14 protein-coding genes, 1 pseudogene and 1 riboswitch are annotated in these 15,184 nt (G+C 68.7%); of the genes and pseudogenes, 9 read left to right on the forward strand and 6 right to left on the reverse strand.

The genetic code is table 11. From position 1 onward, the window contains the following. The 6 genes and pseudogenes from AX690_RS01540 to AX690_RS01565 all read left to right on the forward strand — a co-directional run. Window positions 1-1,649 (forward strand): TonB-dependent receptor domain-containing protein (locus AX690_RS01540; RefSeq protein ID WP_066730213.1); only part of this gene is annotated, 1,649 nt, incomplete at its 5' end. 164 nt (window positions 1,650-1,813) lie between these two features. Continuing rightward, window positions 1,814-2,848 (forward strand): annotated as a pseudogene (locus AX690_RS01545) (PepSY-associated TM helix domain-containing protein); the annotation flags it as partial. 153 nt (window positions 2,849-3,001) lie between these two features. Beyond that, entirely contained in the window at window positions 3,002-3,454 is a 453-nt protein-coding gene (locus tag AX690_RS01550; RefSeq protein WP_066680819.1) for a copper chaperone PCu(A)C, read from the forward strand. Continuing rightward, the gene (locus AX690_RS01555) at window positions 3,454-4,035 is read left to right on the forward strand and encodes an SCO family protein (protein ID WP_066680817.1); all 582 of its coding nucleotides are present in this window, start codon (window positions 3,454-3,456) and stop codon (window positions 4,033-4,035) included. The genes AX690_RS01550 and AX690_RS01555 overlap by 1 nt, the downstream gene beginning before the upstream one ends. A 228-nt stretch (window positions 4,036-4,263) precedes the next feature. Next, window positions 4,264-6,306 carry a transglycosylase domain-containing protein gene (locus AX690_RS01560; protein WP_369798160.1) on the forward strand — a complete coding sequence of 681 codons (2,043 nt, stop codon included), beginning with the start codon at window positions 4,264-4,266 and terminating at the stop codon, window positions 6,304-6,306. Window positions 6,307-6,401: 95 nt separating this feature from the next. Next, window positions 6,402-7,028, forward strand: a complete 627-nt coding sequence (locus tag AX690_RS01565) for a DUF2799 domain-containing protein (protein WP_231732087.1) — start codon at window positions 6,402-6,404, stop codon at window positions 7,026-7,028. A 1-nt stretch (window position 7,029) separates the two neighbouring features. On the opposite strand, the gene AX690_RS01570 is transcribed toward AX690_RS01565, so the two are convergent. Both AX690_RS01570 and cobO read right to left on the reverse strand, forming a co-directional pair. Then, window positions 7,030-7,434, reverse strand: coding sequence for a DUF1636 domain-containing protein (locus AX690_RS01570; RefSeq protein WP_066680810.1), 405 nt, complete (start codon window positions 7,432-7,434; stop codon window positions 7,030-7,032). Further along, entirely contained in the window at window positions 7,431-8,084 is a 654-nt protein-coding gene (gene cobO, locus AX690_RS01575; protein ID WP_066680809.1) for a cob(I)yrinic acid a,c-diamide adenosyltransferase, read from the reverse strand. Before cobO ends, AX690_RS01570 begins: the two co-directional genes overlap by 4 nt. Window positions 8,085-8,113: 29 nt before the next feature. Continuing rightward, window positions 8,114-8,302, reverse strand: a riboswitch (cobalamin riboswitch). Window positions 8,303-8,364: 62 nt separating this feature from the next. On the opposite strand from cobO, the gene AX690_RS01580 reads away from it, so the two are divergent. Both AX690_RS01580 and AX690_RS01585 read left to right on the forward strand, forming a co-directional pair. Further along, on the forward strand, window positions 8,365-8,712 hold the full coding sequence (locus AX690_RS01580; protein WP_066680808.1) for an arsenate reductase family protein: 348 nt from the start codon (window positions 8,365-8,367) through the stop codon (window positions 8,710-8,712). Between the two features lie 117 nt (window positions 8,713-8,829). After that, window positions 8,830-9,870: a substrate-binding domain-containing protein gene (locus tag AX690_RS01585; protein ID WP_066680806.1), complete on the forward strand. Its 1,041-nt coding sequence runs from the start codon at window positions 8,830-8,832 to the stop codon at window positions 9,868-9,870. A 36-nt stretch (window positions 9,871-9,906) separates the two neighbouring features. Here the strand turns inward: AX690_RS01585 and AX690_RS01590 are convergent, their stop codons facing one another. The 4 genes from AX690_RS01590 to AX690_RS01605 all read right to left on the reverse strand — a co-directional run bounded on the left by AX690_RS01590 (window position 9,907) and on the right by AX690_RS01605 (window position 12,973). Then, the gene (locus AX690_RS01590; RefSeq protein WP_066680832.1) at window positions 9,907-10,308 is read right to left on the reverse strand and encodes a GFA family protein; all 402 of its coding nucleotides are present in this window, start codon (window positions 10,306-10,308) and stop codon (window positions 9,907-9,909) included. 97 nt (window positions 10,309-10,405) lie between these two features. Continuing rightward, window positions 10,406-10,744, reverse strand: coding sequence for a hypothetical protein (locus AX690_RS01595; RefSeq protein WP_066680805.1), 339 nt, complete (start codon window positions 10,742-10,744; stop codon window positions 10,406-10,408). Between the two features lie 15 nt (window positions 10,745-10,759). After that, window positions 10,760-11,398 carry a DUF882 domain-containing protein gene (locus AX690_RS01600; RefSeq protein WP_082769438.1) on the reverse strand — a complete coding sequence of 213 codons (639 nt, stop codon included), beginning with the start codon at window positions 11,396-11,398 and terminating at the stop codon, window positions 10,760-10,762. Window positions 11,399-11,473: 75 nt separating this feature from the next. After that, on the reverse strand, window positions 11,474-12,973 hold the full coding sequence (locus AX690_RS01605) for a murein L,D-transpeptidase (protein ID WP_066680828.1): 1,500 nt from the start codon (window positions 12,971-12,973) through the stop codon (window positions 11,474-11,476). 204 nt (window positions 12,974-13,177) lie between these two features. Here AX690_RS01605 and AX690_RS01610 point away from each other — a divergent pair, with 204 nt between their 5' ends. Then, entirely contained in the window at window positions 13,178-14,977 is a 1,800-nt protein-coding gene (locus AX690_RS01610; RefSeq protein ID WP_066680803.1) for a glycoside hydrolase family 15 protein, read from the forward strand. Window positions 14,978-15,184 lie beyond the last annotated feature (207 nt).

The following is a 15,184-nucleotide window of genomic DNA, read 5'->3' on the forward strand; positions in this document are numbered from 1 at the left end:
GCCAGGTCGCCGACCCGCTGAACACCCGCTACGCCGAGGTCTATCGCGGCGGCAATGCCCTGCGCTTCGGCGGCGCCCTGCTGGGCGGGGCGATCAACATGGTCACGCCGACCGGCAAGGACGCCGGCTTTTCCAACCAGGTCCGCGTCGATGGCGGCTCGCACGGCCTGCTGCGCGAGCACGTGGCCCTGGCGCGCCAGTCCGGCGACTGGGACGTCTATGTCGCCGCCACCAACCAGACCAGCCAAGGCTGGCGCTCGCAAAGCCAGCAGAACATCCAGTTCGGCAGCCTGAACGTCGGCCGCGCCTTCGGCCAGGACCGCGAGGTCCGGTTCATCGTCAACGGCTCGAACATCAACCAAGAGATCCCCGGCGCCCTGACGCTGGACCAGTTCAACAAGAACCCGCGCCAGACGCCGGTCGCCAACGCCAACGCCGACCAGGGCCGCAACCAGCGCGGCGTGCGCGGCTCGCTGCAGACGACCTGGCGCGTGAACGAGCAGGTCGTCTTCCAAGGGGCGGTCTATGCGGTGTGGAAGGATCTGGACCACCCGATCTTCCAGGTCATCGACCAGCAGAGCCGCAACTACGGCGCCTTCGGCCGCTTCGACTGGGACGGCGAGATCGGCGGCAAACGCGCCGACGCCTTCTTCGGCGCCTGGTATCGACAGGGTGACCTCGACTCCAACTTCTACGTCAACAATCGCGGCGCGCGCGGCGCGCCGACCTCGCGCACGCTGCAGAACGCCAAGGCGATCGACGTGTTCGGCGAAGGCCGGCTGTTCGTGACCGACCAGGTCGCTCTGGTGGCCGGCGCGACCTGGGGCCAGGCCGAGCGCGACTACACCAGCTTCGCCGTGCCGGGCGTCAGCTCGACCTTCAACCTCAAGGCCGACAAGACCTACACCTGGATCTCGCCGCGCCTGGGCCTGCTCTGGCAGAACGCGGCGGGCGATCAGGTGTTCGCCAACCTGACCCGCTCGGTCGAGCCGCCGAACCTGGGCTCGATGTCGCCGATGAACACCGGCTTCACGCCCGTGAAGGCGCAAAAGGCCTGGACCGGCGAGGTCGGGGCGCGCGGGCGCCGCGGTCCCTTCACCTATGACGTGACGCTGTATCGCGCCGAGCTCAAGGACGAGATGCTGCAGTACACGCCGGGGGGGCTGATCCCGGCCGCCACCTTCAACGCCGACAAGACCCTGCACCAGGGCATCGAGGCGGCGCTGGACTGGGCCGTGGCCCCGCGCTGGCGCATTCGCCAGACCTGGACCTATTCGGACTTCCGCTTCAAGGACGACGTCCAGTACGGCGACAACCGCCTGCCGATCGTGCCGAAGAACTTCTACCGCTCGGAAGTCCGCTACGACGATCCGCGCGGCTGGTTCCTGGCGCCGTCGGTCGAGTGGTCGGCCGCCGACCCGTGGATCGACTACAAGAACACCCAGAAGGCCCCGGGCTACGCGATCCTGAACCTGAACGCGGGCTGGAAGGTCACCCCCGCCGTCTCGCTGTTCCTCGACGCGCGGAACCTGACCGACAAGGCCTACGTCTCCAACACCCAGGCCGCGACCACCTGGACCGCCGCCACCGCCACCCTGTGGCCGGGCGACGGACGTTCGGTGTTCGGCGGCGTGACCGTCAACTTCTGATCCTGACCGGTCGACGGCTCTGAAGAGCCGTCGACCATACCTCGGAGCTCGCGATGTCCGCGATCGAGACCAAGGAAACCCCGGCCCCGGCCGGCGATCTCTACCGCGCCTTCTGGCGCTGGCACTTCTACGCCGGCCTGCTGGTCCTGCCGATCCTGATGCTGATGGCGTTGACCGGAGGGCTGTACCTGTTCAAGGACGAGCTGTCGGCCATCGCCCAGCGACCGCTGGTGGTGATCGCCGACAGCCCCGCCACGACCGCGCCCAGCGCCTGGATCGCGTCGGTGGAAGCCGGAACTGGCGGCAAGGTCGGCCAACTGGCGATCCCCGCGCGCGGCGACCGCTCCGTCCAGGCGACGGTGCAGACCGCGTCGGGCAAGCGCACCGCCTATGTCGATCCCCACACCGGCCAGTATCTGGGCCAGACCGAGCCCGGCGGCGCCATGGGCCTGGTCAAGCGGCTGCACAGCCTGGATATCGCCGGACCGGTGATGAACCTGCTGGTCGAGGTCGTCGCCGGCTGGGCCATCGTGCTGGTCGCCACCGGGATTTTCCTGTGGTGGCCGCGCGGCCAGACGGGCGGGATCGTCACGGTACGGAGCAAACCCGCCAAGCGCCTGTTCTGGCGCGATTTCCACGCGGTCACCGGCGCCTTCACCGGCCTGGTGATCGTGTTCCTGGCCGTCACCGGCATGCCGTGGTCGGCGTTCTGGGGCAAGGAGGTCCGGGAGATCACCACCCAGGCCGGCCTTGGTCGCCCCAAGCCGCCGGTCGCCGAGCAGCACCACGCCGCCAAGCCCGCTCCCGAGCCGTCCCCCGAACCCGCCGAAGGCGTGCCGTGGGCGCTGCAGACCAAGGTCCCGCCGATGTCCGGCATGGCGGGTCACGACCATGCGGCCATGATGATGGAGCAGGCCGCGCCGCTGGACGCCGACGCCATCGTCGCCAAGGCGCGCGGGTCGGGGCTGACCGACGGCTTCACCCTGACCCTGCCCAAGACGCCGGGCGGGACCTGGACGGCCGCCTACATGCCCGCCCGGGTCGAGCGGACGCGGACCGTCTATTTCGACGGCCGCGACGGCCATGTGCTGGCCGATCTCGGCTATCGCGACTTTGGTCCGGCGGCCAAGGCCATCGAGTGGGGCATCGCCGTCCACCAGGGCCAGCAGTTCGGCCTGGTCAACAAGCTGGTCATGCTGGCCGGCTGCGTCGCCATCTGGCTGCTGGGGATCTCGGCCGTCGTGATGTGGTGGAAGCGCCGCCCCAAGGGCCGCCTCGCTGATCGCGGCCCTTCTGATCGATCTTATCCTTCGGCGACTGACCTCGCCCAACCTCAAGGCTGGAGCCTGACCATGAAGACCCTGACCCTGATCGCCGCCTCGGCCGCCGCCCTCGTCGCGTCGGCCGCCCACGCCGCGCCCGCGCCAAAGGTCGCCGCGACCGACGCCTGGTGCCGCCCGACCGTCGCCGGCGCCATGGCCGCCGGCTGCTACGTCACCCTGACCGCCAAGGGCGACGATCGCCTGGTGGCCGTCGAGACCACGGCCGCCGACCACGGCGAAATCCACACCATGTCGATGGACGGCGGCGTCATGCGCATGCGCAAGCTGCCCGACGGCCTGGCGCTGCCGGCCGGCAAGGCCGTGGCGCTGAAGCCGGGCGCCGACCACATCATGCTGATCGGTCCCAAGGCCCAGTTGAAGGAAGGCGCCAGGGTGCCGATGACCCTGAAGTTCAAGTCGGCGCCGCCGCTGACCATCGAGGCCGTCGTCAAGACGCCGCCGATGCCGGGCATGGCCCACTGATGCGGCGGGCGCTTCTCATCACCGCGGCCGCCCTGCTGGCGGCCGCGCCCCTGGCGGCCTGCAACCGGCAGGACGGCGCCAGCCCGGTCCATTCGCTGGTCAAGATCGGCGGACCGTTCAACCTGATCGACATGAACGGCAAGCCGGTCACCGAGAAGTCGCTGCTGGGCAAACCCACGGCGATCTTCTTCGGCTTCACCTATTGCCCGGAGGTGTGTCCCACGACGCTGACCGACCTGACGGTCTGGCTGAAGACGCTGGGGCCAGAGGCCGACAAGCTGAACGTAGTGTTCGTCTCGGTCGATCCCGAGCGCGACACGCCCGAGCAGATGCGGCTTTACCTGTCGAACTTCGACCCGCGCATCCAAGGCTTCACCGGGACGCCGGAGACGGTCGCCCAGGCGGCCAAGGCCTATCGGGTCTATTATCAGAAGGTCCCGCTGGACGGCGGCGGCTACACGATCGACCACTCCTCGTCGGTCTATCTGTTCGACGCCCAGGGCCAGTTCGTGGCGCCGATCCCCTATCAGTCCTCGCCGGACCGGGCCGTTCACCAGCTCCAGGCGCTGCTGGCGAAATAGCGGCCAAAAGAAAAGCCCGGCGACGAGGCCGGGCTTGAAAAGTCAGGGAGGAAACGCCCAGGAAAGGGCAGAGGCATCGGCCTCACGGGGGTCAGTTATGATCGCCCCGCCCCCATTCAAGGGTCGTGGACGGAAAAACTTCCCGTTCCGCGCGCTTGGATTGGCCGGGCCGTGTGGTATGAGCGCCCACGACGAGTGCGGGCGTGCGCCCGAAGCGAGCGCCGATCCATGTCCGACGAGCCGAACGACCTCGACCCCAACACGCCGCCGCGCCGGCCGCGCGACCCGCAGGCGGCGCTGGCCGATCCCGGGCAAGCGGCGCCTTCCGACGCTCCGCCGGCGGAGCCTGTTTCCGATCCCGTCCCCGCACCGGCCCGCAAGCCATTCTGGAAGCGACACATGTGGCTGGTCGGCGGAACCGCCGCCGCCATGCTTCTGGTCGTGGTGCTGATCGCGTCGCTTTTCTGGTCGCTGCCGCTCAGCCGAGCGCTGGAGCCACTGAACAACTCGGCCATCGTGCTGGTCGCCAGCGACGGCTCGCCGATCGCCAAGCGCGGCTCGTACAAGGAGGCGCCAATCGACGCGGCTAAGCTGCCGCCTTACGTGCCCGGCGCCTTCATCGCCATCGAGGACCGCCGCTTCTACAGCCACATGGGCGTCGACCCGAAGGCGATCGCGCGAGCCCTGGGCAGGAACGCCCAGGCTGGCGGCGTGTCGGAAGGCGGCTCCACCATCACCCAGCAGCTGGCCAAGAACGCCTTCCTGTCCAGCGACCGCAACCTGCGTCGCAAGGCCCAGGAGGCGCTGATCGCCGTCTATCTGGAAGCGCGGCTCTCCAAGGACGAGATCCTGTCGCGCTATCTGTCGTCGGTCTATTTCGGCGACGGCGCCTTTGGCCTGCGCGCGGCCGCCCGCCACTATTTCGGCAAGGCGCCCGAGCAGCTGTCGATCGGCGAGGCCGCCATGCTGGCGGGCCTGGTCAAGGCCCCCTCGCGCCTGGCGCCGACCAATAATCTCGAAGGCGCGCGCGAACGCATGCGCGTGGTGCTGGGCGCCATGGTCGAGACGGGCGCGATCACCCAGGAAGAGGCCGACGCGGTCGGCGACGTCTCGCCGATCCAGGTCGAGGACAAGGTGCCGACCGGCTCCTATTTCGCCGACTGGGCCCTGCCCCAGGCCCGCGCCAGCATCGGCCCCCGCTATGGCGAGACGATCGTCCGCACCACCCTGGACCCCAAGCTCCAGGAAAAGGCCGAGAAGATCCTCAACGACTTCATCGAGCGCGACGGCAAGGTCCTGAACATCACCCAAGGCGCCCTGGTGGCCATGCGCAAGGACGGCCGCGTCGTCGCCATGGTCGGCGGCCGCGACTACAAGCAAAGCCAGTTCAACCGCGCCGACGGCGAGCGCCAGCCGGGTTCGTCGTTCAAGCTGTTCGTCTATCTGGCCGCTCTGCGCGAGGGCATGACCACCACCAGCCCGATCCTCGACACCCCCGTGCAGGTCAGCGGCTACATGCCCAAGAACCACGAGGGCAAGTATCGCGACCGCGAGATCCCGCTGATCAGCGCCTTCGCCGCTTCGTCCAACGTCGCGGCCGTGCGTCTGGCCCACGACCTGGGTCCGGCCAAGGTGATCAAGGTGGCTCGCGATCTAGGCGTCACCGAGAAGATCCCCGACGACCTGACCATGGCGCTGGGCACCGGCTCGATGAGCCTGACGCGGCTGACGGCCGCCTACGCCTCGGTGGCGGCGGGCGAGTACCCGATCGTTCCACACGCGCTTGAGGGCTTCAGCAAGCCCAGGACCACGCCCTATGATCCCAAGGTGCTGGCCAATATGCGCGACCTGCTGCGCTCGGCCACCCATCGCGGCACGGGGCTGGAGGCGGCCATCGACGGCGCCTACGGCAAGACCGGCACGACCCAGAACTATCACGACGCCATCTTCGTCGGTTATGTCGACGACCTGGTGGTCGGGGTCTGGGTCGGCAATGACGACAACAGCCCGATGAACGGCGTGGTCGGCGGCGGCGAGCCGGCCAAGATCTGGAAGGCCTTCATGCTGTCAGCCCTGGGCCGTGACGTCGCCCCGCGTCCCGCCGAGGACCCGCTGGAGGACCTGGGTCTGCCGCTGGAGGGCGAGATCGGTCCCGACGGTCTGCCGGTGGTCCCGCTGACCGTCCCCGCCGAACCGGCCGCGCCCGCCGCGCCCGCCGCGCCGAACAGCGGCGTCCCGCAGGCCCCGCCGCCCGCCGAGCCTAGACCCTAGGCCTCGTTCAGCTCAGGTTCACACGGCCAAGCTCCAAGTGCTCTCGAGGGCCAGGCCCTGGGGAGGTTGAAGTGCATATTTCCGCGAAGCGGTCCGTGATCGTTGGAACCGTCATCATCGCCGGCCTGACGGTCGCGGCCTGCGCCACGCTGAGCAAGGAGCAGTGCCTGCAGGGCGACTGGCGGGCGATCGGCTATATCGACGGGGCGGACGGCCGGCCCATGAGCCGGATCGATGACCACGCCAAGGCCTGCGAGAAGACCGGCGCCGCGCCGGACATGAGCCTCTACGCCCAGGGCCGCGACCAGGGCCTGATGCGCTACTGCACCGAGGGGAACGGCTTCCGCGTCGGCCGCCAGGGCCATGCCTACGCCGGCGTCTGCCCGCCGCCCGTCGAGCCGGAGTTCCTGGGCGGCTATGCCGACGGCGAGCGGGTCCACGCCGCCGTTAGCCGCCTTGAAAGCGCCCGCTCTGACCTCAGCAGCGCCGACGCCCGCGCCGACCGGCGCGCGCGGGAGGCCGATGGAGTCGAGGACGAGCTGCGCAATCCCAAGCTCAACGACGAGCAGATCCGCGAACTGCGCGACCGCCTGCGCCGCCTGCGCCGCGAACGCCGCGAGGCGGTCGAGGACGGTCGCCGGGCCGCCGACGCCATCCGCGACGCCGAGCGCGAGGTCGATGACCTGAGGGCCCGCTTCGCGCCGCGTTACGGCGGATGGTGAGCTAGTCGGCGACCAGCCTGCCCGCCGGCGGCACGCGGACGATGAAGCAGCCCTTCACGCCCTCGGGCCACTGGCGGTACGGCACCACGCCCTCCTCGGTGTCGGCATAGGCCAGGGCGTAGTCGAGGATCGCCCGCGCCGCGTCCGCCGTCGGCTCGAAGCGGCCCAGGACATAGCCGATCTTGCCCGGCGCGCGCAGGTGGACCGAGCAGTGCTGGCCGCAGTTGAACAGACACGGCATGGTCTGGATCGCGATCCCGGTCCCCTCGGCCGCCTCGCGCAAAGCCGCCGCCAGCACCGCCCCGCCGCGCGCGCCGTCGGGACTGTCGCGTTCTTCCGCCGAGTAGCGGCAGGTGTCGCAGACCACCACCGCCGGGCCGTCGTCGGCCTCGCGAAGGACGCTCAAAACTCGATCCCCGCCTGGGCCTTCACGCCCGCGCGGAACGGGTGCTTGACCTGGGCCATCTCGGTAACGAGGTCGGCGGCCTCGATCAGCGCGTCCGGCGCGTTGCGGCCGGTGATCACCACGTGCTTGCCCTCGGGCCGCGCGGCCACGACCTCCAGCACCTCGGCCAGCGGCAGATAGTCGTAGCGCAGGATGATGTTCAGCTCGTCGGCGATGACCATGTCCCAGTCGTCGGGGTCGAGGATGCGGGCCTTGATGACCTCCCAAGCCTCGCGCGCCACGGCGATGTCGCGGGCGCGGTCCTGGGTGTCCCAGGTGAAGCCCTCGCCCATGGGCCGGAACTCGACCTGATCCGGGAAGGCGTCGAACACCACCTTCTCGCCGGTGGTCATCGCGCCCTTGATGAACTGGATGACGCTGACCCGATGACCGTGGCCGATGGCGCGGACAGCCATGCCCAGCGCCGCCGTCGTCTTGCCCTTGCCCGCCCCGGTGTGGACGATCAGCAGGCCCTTCTCGATGGTCTTCTCGGCCATCATCCTGGCCCGGGCCGTCTGGACGACCTTCATCCTGGCGCTATGGCGCGCGTTCTTTTCAGCTTCGTTCTGGGCAGCCTCTTGGGCGGCCCCGTCTTGCGGTGCTTCGTTCATCGTCCGTCCTTCGCCGGACACCCCGCCGGCCGCGTTGATATGACGAAGGCCGGTCTCCTGGCTTACGCCCTCCTGTCGCGGCGCCTTCCCAGAACCGAAGCTCCAGTGGCGTGAGGCCGCGACGATCGACGGACGATCACAGTTGCGGGGGCAGCCGCGGATTGTCACCGCGTTCCCGGAGGCCTTGCGGCCTCCATGCCTTCGAGGACCGGCGTAGGCGCGCCGGCTGGACGGGTCAAGCGCCCTCGCCTACATCGGCGGCCCAGCCAGGAGCCCGCGCATGAGCCTCACCGTCTACCACAACCCCAAGTGCTCGACCTCGACCAAGGTGGTGAACCTGCTGCGCGAGGCGGGCCACGCGCCGACGGTGGTGGAGTATCTGAAGACCGGCTGGACGCGCGAGCAGTTGCTGGACCTGGTCAAGCGCTCGGACACCGACCTGAAGGGCCTGCTGCGCGAACGCGGTACGCCAGCGAAGGAGCTGGGCCTTCTGAACGCGGACGTTTCGGACGAGGCCTTGCTAGCGGCGATGGTCGAGCACCCGATCCTGGTCAACCGCCCGATCGTCGATGGCCCCAAAGGCGTGGTGCTGGCGCGTCCGGTCGAGAAGGCGCTGACCGTCATATAGTCAAGCTTCGTCCGCCCACGGATACTGTCTCAAAACTGTCGCCTAACTGTGACAAAACCCCGAGCATCGGTCCGGCATGTTCCCCCCGCTCCTCCGGACGACACAGGATTTGACGACATGAACAAGCTCCTTGGCGCGGTTGCGACCATCGCCCTGCTCGGCGTCGCTGATCAGGCCCACGCGGCCCGCGACTACGTTTGGGCCGCCGGCTCCTCGACGGTGTTCCCGTTCTCCACGCGCGTGGCCGAGAACTACTCGAAGAAGACCGGCAAGAAGTCGCCCAAGATCGAGAGCCTGGGCACCGGCGGCGGCATCAAGATGTTCTGCGGCGGCACGGGCGAGAAGTTCCCCGACATCGCCAACGCCTCGCGCCCGATGAAGAAGTCCGAGTTCCAGGCCTGCCAGAAGGCCGGCGTGAAGGACATCGTCGAGATCAAGATCGGCTTCGACGGCATCGTCGTCGCCAGCGACAAGAAGGGCCCGGACTTCAACTTCAAGCTCGAGCAGCTGTACCTGGGCCTGGCCGACCAGACCCTGCGCGGCGGCCAGCTGGTCAAGCAGCCCTACAAGAACTGGAACGAAGTCGGCCCCAACCTGCCCAAGGCGCGCATCCTGGCCTATGGCCCGCCGCCCACCTCGGGCACCCGTGACGCCTGGATCGAACTGGGCATCGAAGGCGGCGCCGGCAAGCTGCCGACCCTGGCCAAGATGAAGGCCGAGGACGAGAAGAAGTTCAAAGCCACCGTCTCGCCGATGCGCACCGACGGCGGCTGGGTCGACGCGGGCGAGAACGACAACGCCATCGTCGGCACGATCGAGAAGACCCCCAACGCCCTGGGCGTGTTCGGCTACTCGTTCCTGGAAGAGAACGCCTCGCGCATCAAGGGCGCGTCGATCAACGGCGTGAAGCCGACCCCGGCGACGATCGCCAGCGGCCAGTATCCGCTGTCGCGCTCGCTCTACATCTACGTAAAGAAGTCGCAAGTCGGCGTGACGCCGGGCCTGAAGGAGTTCGTCACCGAGTTCGTGTCGGACGCCGCCACCGGTCGCGGCGGCTACCTGCAGGGCCGCGGCCTGATCCCGCTGCCCCCGGCCCAGCACCAGGCGATGAAGGGCAAGGCCGGCTCCATGCCCGCCATGCCGATGCCGAAGGAATAAGCACCTAAACGTGCGACCTTGTTAAGGGCGGCGGCCTCACGGGCCGCCGCCCTTTTCGTTTCGCAGGAACGGAGCATCCTCGCATCCTGGGCTCCAGGCTGCTTCGTCCGGCGCGTATTCATGGAAAGTCGCCCGAACGCCGGGATCGTCGTCCAGACAGCTGGCGGCGACAGCGACCACGCGCCCCGTCTCAGGATCGCCAAAGGCGGTGCCGCAGCGACGGCAGAAGGTCCGGGTGAAGCGGAACGGCGGCCTGGGTCTGTAACGGGTCAGCAGCGACCTGCCCGCCAACCAGTGAAAGGCCTCGGCGCGGACATAGACATAGGCGGCCGAACCCGCCTTGCGGCATCGCGAACAGTGGCAGGCGCCCATCATCGCCGGCGGCTCGAACAGCTCGAACCGCACGCCTCCGCAAACGCAGCTTCCCTTGATGGTCAAGCGCATCTCCTTGGATTGCTCAAGGAAACTGCGCCTCTCCTGCCGCCAGCGCGGTGTCAGCAGGCTGTGGATGCATCACGCGGCGGGTTGTCGCGGACTAATTCGGCCGCGCCCGCGATGTCATGCCGGCGGCCGCCGCGTCTTCGGCGACCTGCGGATCAAGCTGAGCGGCCGGCGGCGCGGCCGCTGGAGGAGCTTCGGGCGTTGGCGCGGTCGCGGGGGCCGGAGCGGCGGGCGGAGGCGTTTCCGAGGCTGGCGCTCCGAGCATGGCCGCGTCGGCGGCGCGTTCCGCAGCGCTGGTGGTTGGCTCGATATAATCCCCGGCGCCGCCGTCATCCGCCAGGTTCAGAAAGAAGATCGCGACGAAGGTGGTGAGGACGCCGAGGACGAAGCCGACAAAGACCCAGCCGAACCGGCCGCCGCGACGTTCGCTCATCCTGCCTCGCTTCGTTTACGCGCCCTTCCATTGGCGCACCCGGCCCACGTCCACGTGGACGAACCGGCTTCGCGGGTAATAACCCACGCCGCCCATGCCGAGATCCAAGGCGGCGGCCCTTACGTGTTCGAGGGCCACGTCCTCCAGATAGATGTCCATCGCCTTGCCCTCCATGTGGAGGCTGTGCTTGGCGACTTCGCCGCTGCGGTTGGACAGCATCTTGTTGGTCGCCGGCGAGCGATAGCCAGAGATCACCTGGAAGGGAGACTTGGCCTCGGTGCGGGCCTGGATCTTGCCCAGGATGTCGTAGAGGCCCGGGTCCATCGGGTGGACCTGGTCGTTGCGATAGTCCCGCAGCACCTTGTTGAGGGCCTGGACCGCGTCGGGGACGTACTCGCCGTTCTCCCAATAAACCGCTTCCAGTTTCTCGCCCGTGTGCACGTTGTGCAGGTGAACCCAGCGGGTCTCGACGGGAGTCGGGGCCGCCGCCGGCGTGGCGCGCAGGACGGGCTGCGCGGGAACCGGAGCCGGCGTCGGATGTTTCCCCTGAAGGATCGCGCCAATGATGTCATCGTCGGCGCGCGCCGCCGCGAGCGGCAGAAGTCCGGCCCCAAAAGCGCCCAGCCCCCACTGGAGCAGCTTACGTCGATGCATGCGTTTACGCCCTTACCCGACACTGAAGTGCGGGCAGGACACCGCAAGAACGTCAAGAATGCAAGCTGAGCCGGATCAAAGTGCGGCGATACGCTGCACCAGCTCCTTGTCCCAGCCGTATGGATCGTCGCGGAAGTTCACCTGCCCGTCCGGCGTCACATAGGCCGTCCAGTACAGCAGGAAGACCGCCATCTGCTGGGGCAGCTTGGCGCGCACGGTTTCGCCGGAGGCCAGGGTCGCGTCGATCTTTTCGGGCGTCCACACTGGGTCGCCAGCCATCAGGAGCTTCACCAGCTCGATCGGCTTTTGCAGGCGGACGCAGCCGTGGCTGGCCAGGCGGCTGAAGCTGTCGAACTTCGAGCGGCTGGGCGTGTCGTGCAGGTAAACGCCATAGGGGTTGTTGAAGTCGAACTTCACCTGGCCCAGCGCCGCCTTGGGACCCGCTTTCTGCTGCAAGCGAGAACCGCCGTCGTCGGTCGGGATAACGATGAAGTCGTTGCGCGCCAGGTAGCCAGGGCTGGCCTTCTCCTTGGGCCAGAGCTCCTTGGTGGCGATCGACTGCGGCACATTCCAGGGCGGGTTCAGCACGACGCTGTGAATCATCGACGACAGCATCGGCGTCTCGTCGCCCGGACGCCCGGTGACGGCGCGCATGGTGAGGGTCGGCGCGTCCTGCTGGAACACCGACATGACGGCGGCGGCGACGTTGACCTGGATGCGGTCGGCCGGCAGCGTCTGGGGCAGCCAGCGCCAGCGCTCCATATTGGCCACGATCTGGTCGATGCGCCGCTGGATCGGGACATTGAGGGCGCTCAGGGTTCCGGGCCCGACCACGCCGTCGGGATCGAGGCCGAATCGCTTCTGGGCCCGCTGCACGGCCTGGACCAACGCCGGGTCGTAGACGTCGCCGCCGGTCCGGGCGACCGTCGGATCCTCGACCGACAGACGCGCCCGCAAAGCCTTCACACGCGGATCGGTCATGCCTTCGGTCAGGCTGGGTCCCGAGGGCGTGACGGCCCAGCCGCCCTTGGCCGCGAGACCGCGATAGGTCGCCAGGCCCGTCATCAACGTCTGATAGCCCGTATAGGGCGGCGGCAGGCTGGCCAGCCACGCGGCGAGCCGGTCCTGCTGGACGGCGGCGGCGAAGTCGGGCGCGGGGTCGTAGGCGTCCGGCCGCAGCCCCCACTCGGTCATGAAGCCGCTGGCCGGCAGACGTCCGACATGGACCGCGCGGGCGTAGGCCAAGGTCAGGTCGATCAGGTGCGCCTGGCCCTTGGCGCGAGAGGCCGGATCCTGGCTGGCCAGCAACGCCATCGCCGCCTCTGGCGCGAACTTCTCCGGCGGCAAGCCGTGGGCGTCCGCGCCGCGCAGCGCCTGGGCCAGGGCGTCGACCTGGCTGGCGTTCAGCGACAGCGCGGTCAGGTCGATCGCCGGCTTGGCGGGAACCATCGGAACCGCCTGCACCTGGCGACCGGCGGCGACCGGCGGGCTCTGGGATTGGGCCAGGACCGGCGAGACGGGAAGCACGCTCAGCGCCGCCGCCAGGACGCCGCAGGATCTCAAGACTCGCTTCACCGTCACACTATCCGTCGTCTCGCGCGGCCGCGCCGCGTCGTCCAAATCAGATGGTCGCCTGGACCTGCGCCGTCAACGCGACGCAACCGCGCCCCACCCTTCCGCCGCACGATCGCAACGGATTTCTCAAAGACAGGAACCCGCAAGCCACACTGTTGGTTTCAACGGCGACCGGAGCCGCTGGGGGCGATAGGGAACAAGACCTTGCAAAAGAAGACGCTCGACCTCTTTCCGATCGGCAACTGCGCGGTCAGCGCCCTGATCGACACAGCCGGCCGCTTCGTCTGGGCCTGCGCGCCGCGCGTGGACTCCGATCCGGTGTTCAGCGCCCTGCTCGACGACGCCGATCCCGACGGCCAGGCCGCCAAGGGCCTGTGGGACGTCCAGGTCGACCGCCGCGCCGAGGTCCGCCAGGGCTATATTCGCAACACGCCGATCCTGCGCACCGAGATCGCCGACCTGGACGGGGCGCGGATCGAGATCATCGACTTCGCCCCGCGCTACGAGCAGTTCGGCCGCATCTTCCGCCCCACGGCCTTCATCCGCCTGATCCGGCCGCTGGTCGGCGTGGCGCGGATCACCCTGCGCCTGCGGCCCACGGCGAGCTGGGGCGCGAAGGTCGCCGAGCACACGCGCGGCTCGCACCACATCCGCTACCTGTGCTCGGACATGACGATGCGGCTGACCACCGACGCGCCGGTCTCGCACGTCCTGGAGGAGCGCACATTCCGCCTGGAAAAGCCGATCGCCATGTTCCTGGGCGCCGACGAGGGCTTCGAGGCGCCGGTCGGCCCGACCTGCGAGCGGATGCTGCGCGAGACCGAGAGCTACTGGAAGCACTGGGTGCGGGGCCTGGCCGTGCCGCTGGAATGGCAAACGGCCGTAATCCGCGCGGCCATCACCCTGAAGCTCTGCCAGCACGAGGAGACCGGTGCCATCGTCGCGGCGCTGACTACCTCGATCCCCGAACACGCCGACAGCGGCCGCAACTGGGACTACCGCTACTGCTGGCTGCGCGACGCCTATTACGTGGTCCAGGCGCTGAACCGGCTGGGCGCGGTGGACGTGCTGGAGAACTATCTCGGCTATCTGCGCAACATCGTCGACCGGGCCGAGGGCGGCCATATCCAGCCCCTGTTCGGCGTCGGCTTCGAGGAGGTGCTGACCGAGCGCTTCGCCCCCGACCTGCCCGGCTATCGCGGCATGGGGCCGGTGCGCGTGGGCAACCAGGCCTATGAGCACATCCAGAACGACGTCTACGGCCAGATCGTGCTGTCGACGGTGCAGGCCTTCTTCGACGAGCGTCTCCTGCGTCCCGCCACGGTCGACGACTTCGAGGCGCTTGAGCCGGTCGGCGAGCAGGCGTTCCGCCTGCACGACCAGCCCGACGCCAGCCTCTGGGAGTTCCGGGGCCGCGCCAATGTCCACACCTATTCCTCGGCCATGTGCTGGGCCGCCTGTGATCGTCTCGGCAACGCCGCCGAGAAGCTGGGCCTGACCGAGAAGGCCGCCTTCTGGAACGGTCGCGCCGCCCACGTGCGCAAGGTCATCGAGGATCGCGCCTGGAACGCGGAGCTGGGCCGCTTCGCCGCCACCTTCGAGGGCGACGAACTGGACGCGTCCTTGCTTCAGTTGGTCGATCTGCGCTTCCAGAAGGCCGAGGACCCGCGCAACGTGGCCACGCTCAAGGCCGTGGAGGAAGGCCTGCGGCGCGGCGCCTATCTCCTGCGCTACGCGATCCCCGACGACTTCGGCTCACCGCAGACCGCGTTCAACATCTGCACCTTCTGGCTGATCGAGGCGCTGCACCTGCAGGGCCGCTCGGACGAAGCGCGCGAGCTGTTCGAGGACATGCTGAGCCGTCGCACCGGCGCGGGCTTGCTGTCCGAGGACATCGGCTTCGCCGACGGCGAACTATGGGGGAACTATCCGCAGACCTATTCGCTGGTCGGGCTGATCAACTGCGCGGTGCTGCTGAGCCGCCCCTGGACCTCCGTCCGTTAGGCCTTCGCAAGGCCGGGATGTTGCAGTCTGGGCAAACATTGAAATCCATACGCCATATCCCGCAGCCATTGGCGATGCTGGGACGTCGAGACTTCGGAGTGACTTTTGACGAGTCGTAAGTTGGCCCTGGTCGGTCTTCTGGGGTGCGTCGCCGCCGGCGGCGCTCAAGCTCAAGACGCCAAGCCCCCCGCCCCTTCCTCGCAAGCC

The sequence above is a fragment of the Caulobacter sp. CCH9-E1 genome, from assembly GCF_001556515.1.
Classification (GTDB): domain Bacteria; phylum Pseudomonadota; class Alphaproteobacteria; order Caulobacterales; family Caulobacteraceae; genus Caulobacter.